Origin of the sequence: Peribacillus sp. NPDC096448 (assembly GCF_044762675.1) — a bacterium.
GTDB lineage: Bacteria > Bacillota > Bacilli > Bacillales > DSM-1321 > Peribacillus > Peribacillus frigoritolerans_B.
In genome coordinates this window covers 1-16,606 of record NZ_JBIWEU010000035.1, presented here as the reverse complement: position 1 = coordinate 16,606, position 16,606 = coordinate 1, and the positions used below count along the sequence as shown (strand labels likewise).

At 37.7% G+C, this 16,606-nt stretch carries 15 protein-coding genes; 2 read left to right on the top strand and 13 right to left on the bottom strand.

The genetic code is table 11. The features are described from left to right. Positions 1-247: 247 nt before the first annotated feature. The 13 genes from gnd to ACIQ0C_RS26245 form a co-directional block, all read right to left on the bottom strand. The gene (gene gnd / locus ACIQ0C_RS26305) at positions 248-1,651 is read right to left on the bottom strand and encodes a decarboxylating NADP(+)-dependent phosphogluconate dehydrogenase (RefSeq protein WP_403065596.1); all 1,404 of its coding nucleotides are present in this window, start codon (positions 1,649-1,651) and stop codon (positions 248-250) included. 78 nt (positions 1,652-1,729) lie between these two features. After that, the gene (locus ACIQ0C_RS26300; protein ID WP_305161458.1) at positions 1,730-3,076 is read right to left on the bottom strand and encodes a GntP family permease; all 1,347 of its coding nucleotides are present in this window, start codon (positions 3,074-3,076) and stop codon (positions 1,730-1,732) included. Positions 3,077-3,094: 18 nt separating this feature from the next. Further along, positions 3,095-4,639: a gluconokinase gene (gene gntK / locus ACIQ0C_RS26295; protein ID WP_403065592.1), complete on the bottom strand. Its 1,545-nt coding sequence runs from the start codon at positions 4,637-4,639 to the stop codon at positions 3,095-3,097. Beyond that, positions 4,632-5,363, bottom strand: a complete 732-nt coding sequence (locus ACIQ0C_RS26290) for a GntR family transcriptional regulator (RefSeq protein ID WP_403065589.1) — start codon at positions 5,361-5,363, stop codon at positions 4,632-4,634. Before ACIQ0C_RS26290 ends, gntK begins: the two co-directional genes overlap by 8 nt. Positions 5,364-5,976: 613 nt before the next feature. After that, entirely contained in the window at positions 5,977-6,474 is a 498-nt protein-coding gene (locus ACIQ0C_RS26285) for a PTS sugar transporter subunit IIA (RefSeq protein ID WP_403065587.1), read from the bottom strand. A gap of 220 nt (positions 6,475-6,694) precedes the next feature. Next, a complete protein-coding gene (locus tag ACIQ0C_RS26280; RefSeq protein ID WP_403065584.1) occupies positions 6,695-7,669 on the bottom strand; it encodes a carbohydrate kinase family protein in 975 nt (324 codons plus the stop codon). 16 nt (positions 7,670-7,685) lie between these two features. Further along, the gene (locus tag ACIQ0C_RS26275) at positions 7,686-9,158 is read right to left on the bottom strand and encodes a sucrose-6-phosphate hydrolase (RefSeq protein WP_403065582.1); all 1,473 of its coding nucleotides are present in this window, start codon (positions 9,156-9,158) and stop codon (positions 7,686-7,688) included. A gap of 68 nt (positions 9,159-9,226) precedes the next feature. After that, positions 9,227-10,675 (bottom strand): sucrose-specific PTS transporter subunit IIBC, encoded by a 1,449-nt coding sequence (locus ACIQ0C_RS26270; protein ID WP_403065579.1) that lies wholly within the window; start codon positions 10,673-10,675, stop codon positions 9,227-9,229. Between the two features lie 192 nt (positions 10,676-10,867). Next, a complete protein-coding gene (locus ACIQ0C_RS26265) occupies positions 10,868-11,863 on the bottom strand; it encodes a LacI family DNA-binding transcriptional regulator (RefSeq protein WP_403065576.1) in 996 nt (331 codons plus the stop codon). 253 nt (positions 11,864-12,116) lie between these two features. After that, positions 12,117-12,392 carry a hypothetical protein gene (locus ACIQ0C_RS26260; protein ID WP_403065573.1) on the bottom strand — a complete coding sequence of 92 codons (276 nt, stop codon included), beginning with the start codon at positions 12,390-12,392 and terminating at the stop codon, positions 12,117-12,119. 173 nt (positions 12,393-12,565) lie between these two features. Then, positions 12,566-13,099: a hypothetical protein gene (locus ACIQ0C_RS26255; protein WP_403065570.1), complete on the bottom strand. Its 534-nt coding sequence runs from the start codon at positions 13,097-13,099 to the stop codon at positions 12,566-12,568. Positions 13,100-13,409: 310 nt separating this feature from the next. Continuing rightward, positions 13,410-13,814: a hypothetical protein gene (locus ACIQ0C_RS26250; protein WP_403065568.1), complete on the bottom strand. Its 405-nt coding sequence runs from the start codon at positions 13,812-13,814 to the stop codon at positions 13,410-13,412. 98 nt (positions 13,815-13,912) lie between these two features. Next, on the bottom strand, positions 13,913-14,098 hold the full coding sequence (locus ACIQ0C_RS26245; protein ID WP_251438049.1) for a hypothetical protein: 186 nt from the start codon (positions 14,096-14,098) through the stop codon (positions 13,913-13,915). 565 nt (positions 14,099-14,663) lie between these two features. Here ACIQ0C_RS26245 and ACIQ0C_RS26240 point away from each other — a divergent pair. Both ACIQ0C_RS26240 and ACIQ0C_RS26235 read left to right on the top strand, forming a co-directional pair. Further along, the gene (locus ACIQ0C_RS26240; protein WP_403065565.1) at positions 14,664-15,473 is read left to right on the top strand and encodes an aminoglycoside adenylyltransferase domain-containing protein; all 810 of its coding nucleotides are present in this window, start codon (positions 14,664-14,666) and stop codon (positions 15,471-15,473) included. A gap of 495 nt (positions 15,474-15,968) precedes the next feature. Further along, positions 15,969-16,606: transposase (locus tag ACIQ0C_RS26235; protein ID WP_403065562.1), on the top strand; the 638-nt coding region annotated here is incomplete at its 3' end.

Here is a 16,606-nt window from a genome sequence, read left to right as displayed (position 1 = left end):
ATAACGACATAGTACATTTACGCCCTTCAAAAAAAGTGTGAATATGGAGGGTTTATTTTAGCATGGCTTTTTACTAAGATATTTTCATACAAAAAGTGTGAATATGGAGGGTTTATTTTAGCATGGCTTTTTACTAAGATATTTTCATACAAAAAAGAGCTGCCAAAGCAACTCTCTTATAGTAAGGTACATGTTTTAAATTCATGAACGGTCATTGAAAAATGACTGTTTCTTTTATCACTTTCCATCACTGCCAGTTTGTGTGAAAGGCTCCTGCTAAATCACGTCGCTCATAGGTATGTGCCCCAAAATAATCACGTTGTGCTTGCAGGAGGTTAGCATTTGAGATTCCTGTACGATAACTATCGTAATAAGAAAGTGAAGCGCTTAAAGCTGGAAACGAGATACCGGAATTTATTCCCTCACAGACAACCTTTCGCAATCCTACTTGGTAATCTGTAACCTTTTCAGCAAAGTATGGTGAGATCAATAAATTAGCCAGATTCGGCTGCTTTTGATAGGCTTCGCTAATGACATTTAAAAATTCTGCACGAATGATGCAGCCACCGCGGAAAATCAACGCAATATCCTTTAAAGGCAAATCCCAGCCATTAAGTTCAGAAGTCATTTTATATTGAGTGAAACCTTGCGCGTATGCACAAACTTTCCCCATATATAATGCTTGTCTAATATAGTCAATCCACTCATTTTCATCTAATTTTTGCCCAACGTTCCCAGGGCCTGTCAGAATGTTTTCTGCAGTAACACGTTCTTCTTTTAAGGCGGAAATGTAACGAGCAAACAAAGACTCTGTAATAATCGATGCTGGGATTCCGTTATCAATCGCTTGCATGCTGGTCCATTTACCTGTGCCTTTTTGTCCTGCTTTATCAAGAATCACATCGATCAAGGGTAAGCCCGTTACGTCATCTTTTTTCCTTAAGATATCAGCCGTGATTTCGATTAAATAACTTTTCAGTTCGCCTTGATTCCATGTTTCAAAGATGTCAGCAATTTCATTAACTTCTAAATACAGCTTTTCTCTTAAAAACGTATAGGACTCTGCAATTAATTGCATATCTGCATACTCAATCCCGTTATGTACCATTTTCACAAAATGACCGGCCCCTTTTGGGCCGATATAGGTACAACAAGGGTCCTCATTTACTTTGGCTGCGATTTTAGTCAGGATCGGAGCTACTTTTTCATAGGCTTCTTTATCTCCGCCTGGCATGATTGAAGGTCCTTTTAACGCCCCGACTTCTCCACCGGAAATACCGATTCCTATATAACTGATTTCTTTAGATTTCAATTCATCATATCTGCGTTCTGTATCTTCGTAATGGGAGTTACCTCCGTCCATGATAATATCGCCTGATTCAAGATGAGGTAGTAATGAATTGATCACCGAATCGATCGGTTTACCCGCAGTCACCATTAGAAAAATCTTTCTTGGAGTTTCCAGTGACTGAACAAAGTCCTGGATTTCGTAATACGGATGGAGCGACTGACCGTCCAATTCAGCAACAAGCTGATCCGTTAAATCTCTGGTGTAGTTATAGACAGCTACTTGTTCCCCTTTACTAGCCATATTTAAAGCGATATTACTGCCCATTACCCCTAAACCAATGACACCAATTGTATTGTTCATTTTATTTCTGCTCCTTTTATGTAAGAATAATAGGCAGTAAATCCCTGCCATAAGTCGGGGATTTACTGCCGGGAAAGCCTATACGAATAAGCTTAGTAATAGAATGAATCCTAATCCAGCTACTGAAATGATCGTCTCAAGCAAAGTCCATGTTGCAAATGTTTCTTTCATGCTTAAGCCAAAATACTCTTTAAACATCCAGAAACCGGCATCGTTAACGTGTGAAGCGATTAAACTTCCCGCTCCTGTAGCAAGTACGACCAAAGCAAGGTTAACGTCCGTCTGACCTAACATCGGAATGACCAAACCAGCTGTCGTCAAGGCAGCAACTGTAGCAGATCCCAATGAAATGCGCAGGATTGCCGCGATGATCCAGGCAAGCAAGATTGGTGATAATGATGTTCCTTTGAATAATTCAGCTACATAGTCACCTACTCCGCCGTCAATCAATACTTGCTTGAAGGCTCCGCCGCCCCCAATGATCAAGAGCATCATTCCGATATGCAGGATTGCTGATGTACAAGATTCCATAATATCTTTCATTGGAATCTTTCTTGCCAATCCCATTGAATAGACCGCAAACAATAAGGAAAGCAACATGGAAGTACCGGCTTCACCAATGAAACGGATAGCTGCCAGTAAACCATTATCTTCAAATCCCATCGTTTTTTGCATCAAAGTGATAATCGTAGCAATTGACATTAATATAACCGGAAGTAACGCGGTAAATACACTGATTCCAAATCCAGGTGTATCTTCAAGTTTAAAAGATTTTTGTTCCCCTAAAGAGGCAATGCTGCCTGTTTTCGTAAATGATGCAGGCACTAATCTTTTAGCTATCTTCGTAAATACTGGTCCAGCTAAAATAACGGTTGGAACGGCAATGATGAAGCCGTAAAGTAAAACCTGACCAATGTCTGCGCCATATTCACCAGCGATGACGGTTGGCCCTGGGTGCGGCGGTAAGAAACCGTGAGTTACGGATAATGCCGCTACCATTGGGATACCAAGATACAATATCGAAACTTTTAATTCTCTTGAAATCGCAAATACGATTGGAATCAATAATACTAATCCCACTTCAAAAAATAATGCGACACCGATAATAAATGATGCTGCAACGACTGCCCATTGAATATTCTTTTCACCGAATTTTTTAACAAGGGTCATGGCAATGCGTTGCGCTCCGCCTGAATCTGCAATCAACTTACCCAACATCGCCCCAAGTCCAAAGATTAACGCTAAGTGACCAAGTGTTCCGCCTAATCCAGCTTCAATGGTTTTGACAATTCCGTCAAGCGGCATCCCAAGTGCTAAAGCCACTCCAAACGATACAATGATCAAGGAAATAAAAGTGTTTAATTTTAAGCCCATTATTAAAATTAATAAAGCGACAATTCCTAAAGCGACAATAACTAATGGCATTGTAACCCCTCCATGTCTTTACTTTGCAGCATTTATTAAGTTTCTTTGATAATTCGCAATCTGAGTATATTCATTTTCCAATACCCTTGATAGGTTAATGAAAATCGGCAGCAGCTGCCTATATTCATTTACAGAATCAGCTTTCGGTGTGTGCTTGTGGGTATTGCCTATCATTTCAGAAACCACTTCAAAGGAATCAATTTGCCCAGTGGCATATAACCCTAATATACAAGCACCCAGGCACGAACTTTCGTAGCTTTCCGGAACCACGACTTCCGATTCGAAGATATCGGACATCATTTGCCGCCAAACAGCCGACCTTGCGAAACCTCCCGTAGCTTGAATTCGGGTCACGGGACCGTCCATGCACTCGGTTAAGGCCAAAAATACGGTGTATAGATTGTAAATGACTCCTTCCAGAGCCGCTCGAATCATATGTTCTTTCTTATGCGACAGTGTTAATCCGAAAAATGAACCCCTTACGTCCGGATTCCATAATGGTGCACGTTCACCTGCAAGATATGGATGGAATAACAATCCATCAGCGCCAGGTCTTACGCGTTCGGCAATCTTGGTCAAGACTTCATAAGCGTCGATTCCGAGTCTTTTAGCTGTTTCCACCTCGGAAGAAGCAAATTCATCGCGAATCCAGCGAAGGACCATTCCGCCATTGTTTACCGGTCCGCCAATCACCCAATGCTTTTCCGTTAAGGCATAGCAAAAGATTCTTCCTTTTTCGTCTGTTTTCGGCTCGTCAATAATTGTTCGAATCGCACCGCTTGTCCCAATCGTGACAGCGATTTCACCTTTTCGGATAGCGTTTACACCTAGATTTGAAAGGACACCATCACTTGCCCCAATGACAAATGGGGTTTGTGGGTCAATCCCGATCTGTTTGGCTAAATCCGCGTCACAGTTGTTAAAGATCTTTGTTGTTGGTACGAGTTCAGATAATTGATCATGCGTTATTCCAGCAATACTTAGGGCTTCCTCATCCCAATCCAAGTTTTTGAGATTCAACATGCCCATCGACGAAGCAAGGGAATAATCGACAACATATTGATCAAAGAACTTTTTAAAGATATATTCTTTAATCCCGATATACTTTTTAACATTGGTTGCGATTTCCGGGCGATCATTCACGATCCAGGCGATTTTGGATAATGGTGACATCGGGTGAATCGGTGTTCCGGTTCGTTTGTAAACTTCATGTCCATCTAATTCATCTTTAATTTTATGGGCCCAAGCTTCACTGCGATTATCTGCCCAAGTGATACAAGGGGTTAGCGGCTGGTCATTTTCATCCATAGCTATAACACTATGCATCGCACTGCTAAATGAAATAAATGATGGTTTTTTATCTGGATGCTGCTTCGTTATATTTGAAAAGGCTTTCAGAACAGCCTGGAAAATCTCCTCAGGGTCTTGTTCCGCTGTTGTCATATCCGGTGTGTAAAGAGGATAACCAATATTCTCTTGCTGGATGACATCGCCTTTTATCGTGAATAATACAGCTTTTGTACTTGTTGTACCGATGTCTACACCTAACATATAGCTAGTCATTTTCTTGTTCGACTCCTTTTGAAAGCATCTGCTGGGCCATCCATAAGTCTTCAACTTTCCCTTGGACATCATCAAAGTTTTCATGTAACGACTTAATCATGATGTCTCGATCTTTTGTTTTGATCGCATCAATATAAAGTTGATGATTATTTATGATCCGTGTAAAGTCTTCATACTTTTCTTTAAAACGGCTGCGCATGGATAGAAGAATCAAACTTTCCATCACAGGTTTTAAATTATCCCAGATCATCTGGATGTAGGAATGATCGATGGATCGAATGATCGTTTCGTGGAATAGAACATCCTGATAGGAAAACTCATCAGCATCCAGGTATTTTATGGACACCTTCATCATTTCCAATATTTTACTTAGTTCCATTACTAATTCATTCGTGTTCATCCTCACTAGACGTTCAAATACAAACGTTTCAATGAGTATACGTACGTCATAAATCTCTGCATACTTTTTTTCTGTTAAACCAATGACAACCGCACCCATTCGTTCTAATCGGATGATATTTTCAGAGGCCAGTATTTTTAAGGCTTCACGAACTGGTGAGCGGCTTACACCGAAATCAGCAGCTAATTTATTTTCAGAAAGGATGGCACCGCTTTCAATCATCCCCGAAATAATACGCATTCTAAGCTCGGATGTTACGCGATCACCAGCTGAAGCTTTTGAAAGCCATTTTACAGGATAAAGAAATTCCTTTGATTCAGCCATAAATTCACCTTCTTATAGAGTTCAAGTACACTTGTATACAAGTATTTTATAATAATGATAATGAATAATGCAAGCTTTTTGAATTCAACTGGATTCTCGTCAATATAATCAAAGTCGAACGTTTTAGAAGTATCTGTCTTTAGCGAATGTTGAAATCTTTCATAAAAAAAATCCCCGTTCATAAACGTGTACTTTTACGAACGAATCAATTAACTCACAAGAATGACAATCTATAACATTAAGAAAAGAAGTAAGAGCATGTATTAAACATGCTCTTCTTTATAAAAAGGGTTATAGTTTATAATCCTTTCACAGTTTGAGAAATCATGGGGATGGGAAATATTAAATTATATTTGTGAATGCCAATACGGCGCTTGCACGTACAAAAATGACTAATGACGGTCACCAAATGGCAGCCCCGGAAAACTGCAGTAATAATATACGTGCAAAATAGCACTTAAAATAAGTGCAAATTATCACCTAAAGTAACACAATTCCGTTAAGTTATGATACCAACTTAGTCAAAATAAAAACACCCCATTTCTGGGGTGGACATCTCTTGGTCATATGTTCTTTAGTTCTTTAACGAGTTTCTTCTATTTTACTCATTCTCCTATTTTAAGGTAACTACCAGAACGGTCGTTTTACCGGCTACAGATTGTCCACTATAGGGATACTCTAAATGTGTCACAATGTCTCCATTGGTAATGATCATCGGTGTAATAGTACTTGATGCTTTTTCCTTTACCAGTTCAAGGCTGTAGGTAACCAATATGTCTCCTGCTTTAACCTGGTCCCCTTCTGCCACACAAACGGAAAACCCTTCTCCTTTCATGTTAACCGTGTCCAATCCAATATGAATCAATATTTCCAGCCCTTCTGCCGTTTCCAATGCAATGGCATGCTTCGTCGGGAAGACATTGATGACTTTTGCATCAGCCGGCGCCACTACCTTCCCTTCGATAGGAAAGAAAGCAATACCATCTCCCATCATTTTCTGTGAAAAAACTGGATCCGGTACATCTTCAAGCTTTAAAATTTCTCCTTCAATTGGCGATACTAATTTTATTTCCGAAATTTTTGTTTTTTTTCCAAATAAGTTTTTTAACAAGGTAATACCTCCAATTATTTTTAATATTCTGGCTGAACAGCAAATTTCTTAAGCAATCACTTTTTTGATTTGTTCTTTTAGCTGGTCTGATTTCGGTCCAAAAATTGACTGGATGTTATTTCCTATCTCCAAAACGCCCGCAGCTCCAAGGCCTTTTAATCGGTCCTTATCAACTTAGCAAGCCAATCGGTCGGTACTTTTCCGTTTAGGGCAGGCGCCATTATTGATCGATTTGCTGCAGTTGATAAATCGCTTCTTTGGCCGGAATGGAAGAGATTGCTCCTTTTCCAGTCGTAGTAAGAGCGCCACTAGCGTTTGCAAAGCTTAGGATTTCTTGGTGATGAAGTTCAAGAACTTCTTCCAGATTTCCTTGCCGAACGTCTTTTTCTAATAACTGATACAGCAAGCCTCCGATAAATGCATCCCCAGCCCCTGTTGTATCCTGTACGTCGACGCGATACCCGGTTGATTCGTATTTTTTACCTCTTACATATAATTCGGCACCTTGAGCTCCTTTTGTATAAATTACTGCTTTAACAGCACCAGTAAATAACGAAGAAACTGCTTTTTCTTTGTCAGTAATACCGGTAATAAACTCAAGCTCTTCATCAGAAATTTTCACAATATGAACCATTGGAACAAACTCTAAAATCGTTTTCCGGCATTCTTCAGGATCAGTCCAAAGCGGAAGGCGGACATTTGGGTCAAAGCTGATGATTCCGCCTTTTGCTTTTACAGAAGTAATGGCTTTCACATGCGCATGCTTCATAGGACTTTCCACTAAATCGACTGAACAGAAGTGGAGGAGGTCGCCGTTAGCAAACCAGCTATCGTTAATTTCAGTCTCATGAAGCAGCAAATCTGCAGAAGGATTGCGGTAGAAAGAGAAATCACGTTCACCATTTTCAAGCAAAGATACAAAAGCAAGGCCTGTGTTGGCTTCATTCGTTCTCGTAATTTTATCTATTTTCACGCCGGCTTGCTGCAATTGTTCTAAAAGAAAGTCCCCAAATGAATCCATTCCGAGCTTAGTAATTATCGATGCATTGCCGCCATTTCTGGCAACTGATACAGCAACATTCGCTGGAGCGCCTCCTGGAGCACGCTCGAATTCCATTACATCTTTTAGTGCGATTCCTTTTTGAAGGGGGATAAAATCAATTAATACTTCACCGATTGCATATAAATTTCTCATACCTTACCTCTCGCTTTCATACATAACTCCATTTTTTTGCTTGAAAAGTGGTGCTTCCAGATAATGCAAAGAAACGAATTTCATTTCTGTTTTCACGAGGGAAAATCCGGCTCGTGAATACTTCTTCACCGTCATTGATGAAAATCTCAACAGAAGAGGTATCTACAAATAAATGAAACTTAATTTTTTTGGTATTCACAAAGCATTTTCGGATTGTTCCATAAGCTTCTCCAACGATCTCACCTGAAGAAGAGCGGTCAAGAATGACTTTTTTCTCTACAGTATCATATTTAATGACCGTTTTTTCATCATCACCGGCCCTGAATTCAATACCAAATTCAACGGCATCGTTGTTTTCAAATTCACATACCATTTCATAGGATACTCCTTTGAATTCTTCATACATGTTCTTGGTGTTCTTCAAAACACCTTTTACTTCAGTTTCCTGCCTGCGTAGCGCTTGAAGTTCCTGCACTGGCCGCTGAATCAGTTTGCCATTTCGAACAGATAATTCTCTTGGCAGTGTTAAACAATGCGCCCAGCCATTTTTGTCTGTGGGTAGGTCGATTTCAGGCAAGCCCATCCATCCGACAAGGATACGCCTTCCGTCAGGATTAACCATTGTTTGCGGCGCATAAAAATCAAAGCCTCTGTCAAGCTCCTGAAAAGAGCCATGTGATAATGAGTGCGTTATTGTATCTAGCTTGCTGCCAATAACATAACCGGATTGATAAATATTGTGGTAAAGGTCTCCCTTGGGCTCCAAACCTTGTGGAGAAAACATCAGTACGCCATAGTTTTGCAGTTCAAAATAATCCGGACATTCCCACATATATCCAAAAGTTCCAAGGTCAGTTTGTAACTCTCCTTCAAATGTCCAGTTTACTAGATTGGAGGAACGATATAGGACGACACATCCTGTTTTGTCTTTCCGCTGTGCACCGATTAATGCATAAAAGGTATCATTTTCTCTCCAAACTTTCGGGTCGCGGAAATGATTAGTATATCCTTCTGGTACGTCCCGAATGAATGGATGGGTCAATTTTTCAATTTGTCCCGTTTTCTCCATGATGGCGATACATTGATAGGGATGTCTTTGCCAATTCTCATCACGAGTGTTGCCGGTATAAAATAAATATAGTTTTCCTTCATATTCAATAGCACTTCCGGAATAGGCTCCATGGCTGTCATAATAATCATCCGGTGCGATCCCGATGCCGGCATTTTCCCAAGAAACAAGATCTTTTGATTTCGTATGATACCAATACTTCAACCCATGTACAGGACCAAGTGGAAACCATTGGTAGAATAAATGGTACTCGCCATGATAAAAAGAGAAGCCATTAGGGTCATTAAGTAGGCCGGATAAAGGCTGTATATGAAAGGTTTGTCGCCATGTGCATTCATTTACTCTTGTTTGCAAATTTTGCAGCTCTACCTGATTAACATCTTCAACGCGGCGATAACGCTGTTCTTTTGTCCATCCCATGTGATCAGACTCCTTTAAAAAATCAGAGACTGTTCCTTGTTACGAACAGCCCTTTTCATATTAATAAATTAGGCTGCTTCTTTTCGAGAAAGGGCAGCAACTTTTTTATCTGTCCGATTTGCTAAACTGAATGTTGCGATAAAGGCAACAGCAAAGGAAATGGCCATACCAATTATATAAAAGATAATTGTATCTGTTTTTATGGAAATAATCCCTGGTAGACCTGCAGCGCCAAGTGCAATCGCCTTTACTTTGAAGAAGGTGACGAAAGCAGAAGCCACTCCTGCACCTATAATTGCTCCAATAAATGGATACTTCAGTTTTAAGTTAACACCGAACATTGCAGGTTCTGAAATCCCTAAAAGAGCCGAAATACCCGCTGCAGATGCCGTACCTTTTGTTTTTTTATCTTTCGTAATGAAAGTAACTGCAAGGGTTGCTGCACCTTGAGCAATATTGGACATTGCTGCAATTACGAAAATAAAAGAGCCCCCAGTTTTTGAAATATCAGAAAGTAATTGTGTTTCTACAGCAATAAAGCTATGATGCATACCTGTGATAACGATAGGTGCGTAAAGAAGTCCAAATATAGATCCTCCGATAAAACCAGTTCCATCATATAAGAAGATGAGACCGTCTGTTAATAAGTTTCCTGTAGCACGAGTAATCGGTCCTACTACTGTGAACGTTAAGATACCAGTAATAAAAATTGTCAATAATGGTGTTAGAATATTGTCTAGTGCGGAAGGAATGACTTTTCGCAAATACGTTTCTATTTTTGCTAAAATAAAGGAAGCAACAAGTACTGGCAACACAGTGCCTTGATATCCGATTTTTTCAATTTCAAATCCGAGAATATTCCAGACCTGAATTTCACCGCTTACTAAGGCTCCTCCGTATCCCCAACCATTCAATAAGTCAGGGTGAACCATTAGCATTCCAAGTGTAGCACCCAGATAAGGATTTCCGCCAAACCGCTGTGTGGCAGAGAAACCGATTAAGATTGGAAGGAATACAAATGCTGCGTTGGCAAATGTATTAATTAGAGCTGCTAAATCTGCGAATCCTGGGTTAGCATCGACAATGGATTGCCCTGCGATAAATAAGTCAGGTGCTGTGAGCAAGTTGTTAATCCCCATCAATAGACCGCCGGCAACAATTGCAGGAATAATAGGAACAAAAATATCAGAAAGCATTTTTACAAAGCGCTGAAGCGGATTCATTTTCTTCGAACCAGCATCTTTTACATCTTTCGTCGACATTTCAGTAAGTCCAGTTAGCTTTGAAAACTCTTTGTATACTTCATTAACAGTTCCCGCACCGATAATAATCTGGTATTGTCCTCCAGTTGAATATGTTCCCTTTACTGCATCCATCTCATCTAGTTTTGCTTGATCGACTTTGTCTTCATCATGTAAAGCTAAGCGGAGCCGAGTCGCACAGTGTGCTGCAGCTGCCACATTTTCTTTCCCGCCGATTGCCTCCAATATTTCCTGGGATACTTCTTTATAATTCATAATGATCCTCCTTTTAAACGTTTATAAACGCTGACTTGGAACCGGTTCCGTTTGAATTCAAAAAAATATATGAATATATTAAGCAACGGAACCGGTTCCAGCATAAACCAAAAAATATAATATCAACAAGTTGATTCACAGAAACCGGTTACATTTTAGAAGGGAAATATTTGGTAACCGATTTCATTTTGATTATAATCGGTGCAGTAAACGATTGTCAACGCTTTCTCTTTCAATAATTTTATATTTTGATAGAGATAATTTTGGTAATTCTTCCCCGTTAACAAGCTTTACGATACTTTTAGCTGCCATTTGTCCTGCTTCTTTGTAGTAAAATTTCGCTGTAGTTATGCCTGGGTGTATCATCTCTGTTACTTCATAACCTCCAAATCCAGTGATCGACAAGTCTTCTGGGATTTTTAAACCTCTTAAATAAGCTGCTTTCAAAGCACCAATCGCTATATTATCAGTTGCACATACGATAATAGAGGGAGTGAATTCCTCAATAATAGAGGGGACATTGATTAATGCATCTGTTATGCTGAAGCTTGTTTCATAATACATTACTTCACAGTCTGATTTTTCATCTATCGCCCGCTGAAATCCTTTTTTCCGCATGACTCCTACAGCAATATCTTTTCCTGTTACGCCCAAAAAAGCAATCTTACGGTGACCTTTTTCCAGCACATGTTTTCCGAGATCATATGCTGCTTCATAATCATTGTGTATGATGCTGTGAATTGTTTCATGCTGCTGACCAACCAGTAAAACGGGCAAGTGCAGCTCTTTGAAGGCCTCTAAATGGGCGTCTGTAACTTGGGATGGAAGCAAAATCATTCCCGCAACCTTTTGCTTAGCCAGTGTGTAAATATTTTCAATTTCCTGATCTAAATCCTGACCGGAATTTGAGATCAGCATTTGATAATTTAGTTCTCTTAATTGTTCATCAATGCCAATTAACGTATGAGAAGAAGCATACGAATCAAGTCTCGGTACAATGGTACCGATTATATTAGTTTTCTTTGCTTTTAAACTTTGAGCGAAGGCATTAGGAGCATAGCTGGTTTCATTTATCACACGTTCGATTTTATTTTTCGTTGCCTCACTAACAGAACCATTATTTAGATAACGTGAAACTGTACTCTTAGCAACTCCGGCAAGCTTCGCGATATCAGTAATTGTAACCAAAGCATTCATCTCCGTCTTTATATGGATTTATTTATTATACACCAATATGTTTAGTAAATTAAGAGGAGGAAATTTTACAACGTTATCATGGCAAATTTAAATGTAAACGCATTCACGTCCAAGTAGGAGGTGAAAAATATGGAAATTAGTAAAGAGGTTACATTTATACAATGATAAATACAACTAACAATTAAGAGAGAAAAAATCCTTTCGTTTCTATTTAGCTCTCTTCCTAAATGGGTATAGCACTCCATCAAACCCAATTACGAAACATTTCGTATACTTCCTGATTAGTTTTAACATTACCAAGAAATACACCCATAAATTCATTATAATAGTATTCTTTATCACTAAATAACGCTTTAAACTCCTTATCATCTGCGAAATCATTAAAAAACAAGTCCATTGAACTGTCATTTCTTACCCAAGCAATTGCTTCTATATATGGAGTGAACTCATATTTCCAATTATCTACATGAAGGTGATTACCAGTATAGTTTTCATCATTAAAATAATCTTGATTATTCATTGACTTACCCCCGAAAACTTAACTATTAGCAGAATTATACCATAGGACTTATTGTTCTAACCTGCTCCGATAGTTTAATAAAGAAAAAGCTGCCTTAAAGACAGCTCCGATCTTCAGCTAATAAAGTCCCCTTACAATATTCGTTTCACATTTTTCAAGATTGAGAGAAAATTTTACCTTTCTTTTTTTGGAAACAAGGTATAACTAAAACTGATGATAAAATCAATAACCAAGATCAATGTCCATAATCTTAAAGTATTAAGCAATGCTTGAGTCTGAGAAGGATTATTAATCGAAAAGATCATCACTGCTAAAAGAGCTCCTCCTATTAACCAAGAAACAAAATGCCGAAACAATCCTAAGCGCTCCTGTCTCGCATGTTCCCTTCCGAATTTTTTCTTTTTTATAGGTTTTTCACCATTTCCATATTTATAAGCGAAGTGCGCATCCGCCCATTTAATCAACTGATGCCCAAACGCTATACTTACCCCTATATAAATGGCAGAAAGTCCATGTACGGTGGTGGCAATAGCTCCATTTTTTAAATCTAAAAAAGTAGCAATGAGTAAAATGATATCGACGATTGGTGTACAAATAAGCAACAATGTACCAAGCTTCTTTTTCTTTAAAATATATCTAACAAATAATCCTGCTAAAACAAACACCCAAAATCCAATCTCACAGAAAATAATTAACCAACCAATCAAGTCAACACCCCTTTATTTAATACAACTGTATTAAATACCCACTCCATTATAACAAAAATTTCCAAAATAAGTGTGAATTCTTAATGAACCAACCTGCCCCGTGAGTTCTATAAGAAAAGTAATTCTTATTAAAGAGTCGCGCCCTTTTACGGAACAACTCTATTACCACTCAAAATTCCCTTGATCCATTTTTAAATTTCAGATGTACTTTATCTTTTGGACATAAAAACACCCCTTTAGAGGATATTATCCAAAGGGGTAAAACGGTGCAACTTTATTATAAACATCGTGACTTTATTTCAAAGCCACATCATTTTCCCTTTAATTCAGCTAAATAGTGCCTTACGGCACTTTCAACAAGTTCATAAACCGTCCTATCATGAATGATTGCTTGTATTTTTAGTTCCTTCATAAGTTCAACATCCATATCGAATGAAGAACGTTTTCTTATAACGTTGGTTCGTTCTATGGTTGGTGCTGATTGTTCGTTCGCTTGTTTGACCTGTTCTTTACCACGTTTTATGCCAACGTTAGAACGTTGGTTGGTATCGTTAATAGGTTCTTTATTTACATTAGTTGAAACGTTCGCCTTTGCTTTTCCTGCTGTTGCAAAGTCATAAATAAGCTGCTCTTGTACCGCTTCCTCTTCACCTTCACCAACGAAATACCAGCCTTTTTTGCCTGATTTTCTATACTCATAACCAGCTTTATTCAATGCTTTTCTTAGTCATTTTTCTGAAAGATGAACATCAGCCCTTTAGGCAATATTCGCTGGTGTATCAGTTTTAATTAACTCCAAGATTTTACCGATTTTCATTTAGTACGCTCACGGGAAAACCAATACTTTGTTTTGATATTTCGATAAGTCCCAATGTCTTTGATCAGCTCGGCAATAAGATCATAACCGCAATATGTGTGCCTCAGCGTGCTAAATTCATCCAATGTCACATAATCATCACTCTTTAATTCAACGTGACACTCTCCACAACAAATCGCCATATCCAACACCTCCAAAAAGTATATTGATATATTCGTCGAAACTTGGTGGCTATCCTTCTTTCGTACAAAAAAACAGGTCTATTGACGGTCCTTTAATGTTTGTTAGTTTTTCAAAATTATCTAGACCTAATTATAAAAAAAACTTAATAAATAAAGGAGAGTACATATTAGCCATGTATAATATGTACTCTCCTTTTTTCTTTTAGTGAACTAACGCACCCGTCAGTTTAAGTAGATTTCTTCACAAACTTTTTAGTATTTCAGTTAATACAGGAACGCTGCCCCGTTAGTTCACTAAAGAAAACAAAAACAAGATTGATTACGGTTTATCATTTTTATAAACGATTAAACTTTATTTAAAACGGTAGGATTTTATTTTAAAAATACAGTTAAAATTTAAAAAATGAAAAAAGCCTTTGATAAAAGGCCTTTTTACTTGAAGTTGCCGATAACTTTCATTACGGTAACTAGATTTGCATATCGTATACATTAATTTATATATTTCTAACTATTTCCAATTATTTCAAGGTAAAATTATATATAAACATGAAAGGGGATAATAGAATTGAATAGAATTCCTGAAATAATAAGGCCTTGCTTAAACAATTATATAAAGTATATAGAATCCCAATTTTCAAGCGATATTCTAGTAGGAGTTTATATATATGGCTCTATCTCTTTAGGTGGATTTGATGAAAAGAAGAGTGATATAGACTTTGTGACTGTATTAAAAAGGAGTTTATCTCAAGAAGAAAAAGATTATTTGAAAGCTGTACATAAAAAATTAAATTTAAATTCTTTAGGGAAAAGAATGGATGGAATTTATATTCCAATGAACGAGATAGGGAAAAGTAATAATGAGTTATCTCCATATCTTTACTGTTCAAATGGAAAAATCAAAAGGGGATATTGGGATGTAAATGCTATTACATGGTGGATGGTAGAACAGTATGGAATAAAAGTGCACGGAAAAGAAATATCAGAACTGAATTTTCGATCAAAATGGATCCATGTAGTTAAAAACATGGAATACAATATAAATCATTACTGGAAAAACAAGTCTAAAAATACACTTATTTTTGTCTTTGATGACATGGTTGAATTTTGTGTCTTAACCATTAGCAGAATTTTAAGCACATTAGAAACTAAAAAAATCTTAACAAAAGTAGAGGGAGCAAAAAAAGCGAAAGAGATTTTACCAGAAAGATGGCATTTACTATTAAAAGAAGGGTTACGTCTACGTAATAAACCTAAATCACTTTCTTTATATAGTTCTAGATTAAAAAGAGCAATGGAATGTAGAAAATTCATCTTATATGCTCACAACTTGTGTAATGAAAAGTATTTTAGTGAAGTTAAAAAAGGTATAAATTAAGTTCTATCTTGCTATTTGCTATGGAGAATTTCATTTACGTAAAATTGAAGTGAATAACGAAAAAAAAGTGTGGATTTGAAACAATGTTTGATTAAATTAATACAAGAAACCTTGATAAATGTATAAATAGAAAGAGCATGTTTTGAAAAAAGATGAATCAAAACATGCCCTTAAAATATTGAATTGGATTTTATTCTTTATAAAAAGATTGATCATTTTTGTGTTCCTTAATGAACTATCCTGCCCCGTCGTATTATAAGGTCAGCCAGATATTTCTGGTTGAACAATTTTTATATCGATATATGATAACGGTAGCTGGGGCAAAACGTTCCTGCCCGTGGGGCTTGGACCCCGTCAACTAAACAGTTCGCCCCCTACTTGCTTAAACATGATTTGGCTGGTTGGGACCAAGATCTCGTATAACAAGCGAAGCTATGATACTGCAAGAAGGATTAGGGGTTACCGGCAATAATATGTTTTTGGAGGAGATAAAAAATGAATCCAGTGGTTGGTCTGGATGTAGCGAAAGGTGAAAGTCAGGTTCAAGCGTTCTTGGATAAAAAGAAGCCTTATAAAAAACGAGGGATACAACTCTTAAATCTTCGTAATCTTTCAAGACAACATGCAAATATAACAGGTATCTATGTACAAACAAAACTACAGTTTCAGGCTGTTCTTGATCAAGTATTTCCTGAATATAGAGGGGTTTTTGGAGATTTGTATTCGGTTGTTTCTTTGCTTACTCTATTAGAATTCCCTACTTCTGAAGACATATTAGCAGTCGGTGAAGAAACTGTAGCAAATAGGATTAATGAACTTTGTCCAAGTCGTTCTAGAAAGTGGGCGAATACAAAGGCAGAGAAACTTATGGCTGCCTCAGCTCGAAATCCTTTTCAGAGAACTTTATATCAGAGTCACATTTTAAGCCTAGAGATGTATATAAAAATGCTTCTAGAATACCAAAAGCACCTATCCAGGTTTGAAGACGAGATAGATGCTTTGGCAAAAGAAATTGAAGAATATAAGATTATCCAATCTATCCCTGGAATCGGTGAAAAAATCGCTGCAACGATTATTTCTGAAATTGGAGAGATTGATCGGTTTAATCACCCTAAAAAACTAGTGGCATTTGC

Coding starts and splice junctions, on each gene's coding strand:
- gnd (WP_403065596.1), bottom strand. CDS start 1,651: ATGAACAATACAATTGGTGTCATTGGTTTAGGGGTAATGGGCAGTAAT.
- ACIQ0C_RS26245 (WP_251438049.1), bottom strand. CDS start 14,098: ATGGCGATTTGTTGTGGAGAGTGTCACGTTGAATTAAAGAGTGATGAT.
- ACIQ0C_RS26275 (WP_403065582.1), bottom strand. CDS start 9,158: ATGGGATGGACAAAAGAACAGCGTTATCGCCGCGTTGAAGATGTTAAT.
- ACIQ0C_RS26290 (WP_403065589.1), bottom strand. CDS start 5,363: ATGGCTGAATCAAAGGAATTTCTTTATCCTGTAAAATGGCTTTCAAAA.
- ACIQ0C_RS26270 (WP_403065579.1), bottom strand. CDS start 10,675: ATGAATTATAAAGAAGTATCCCAGGAAATATTGGAGGCAATCGGCGGG.
- ACIQ0C_RS26300 (WP_305161458.1), bottom strand. CDS start 3,076: ATGCCATTAGTTATTGTCGCTTTAGGAATTGTCGCTTTATTAATTTTA.
- ACIQ0C_RS26280 (WP_403065584.1), bottom strand. CDS start 7,669: ATGAGAAATTTATATGCAATCGGTGAAGTATTAATTGATTTTATCCCC.
- gntK (WP_403065592.1), bottom strand. CDS start 4,639: ATGACTAGCTATATGTTAGGTGTAGACATCGGTACAACAAGTACAAAA.
- ACIQ0C_RS26260 (WP_403065573.1), bottom strand. CDS start 12,392: ATGAATAATCAAGATTATTTTAATGATGAAAACTATACTGGTAATCAC.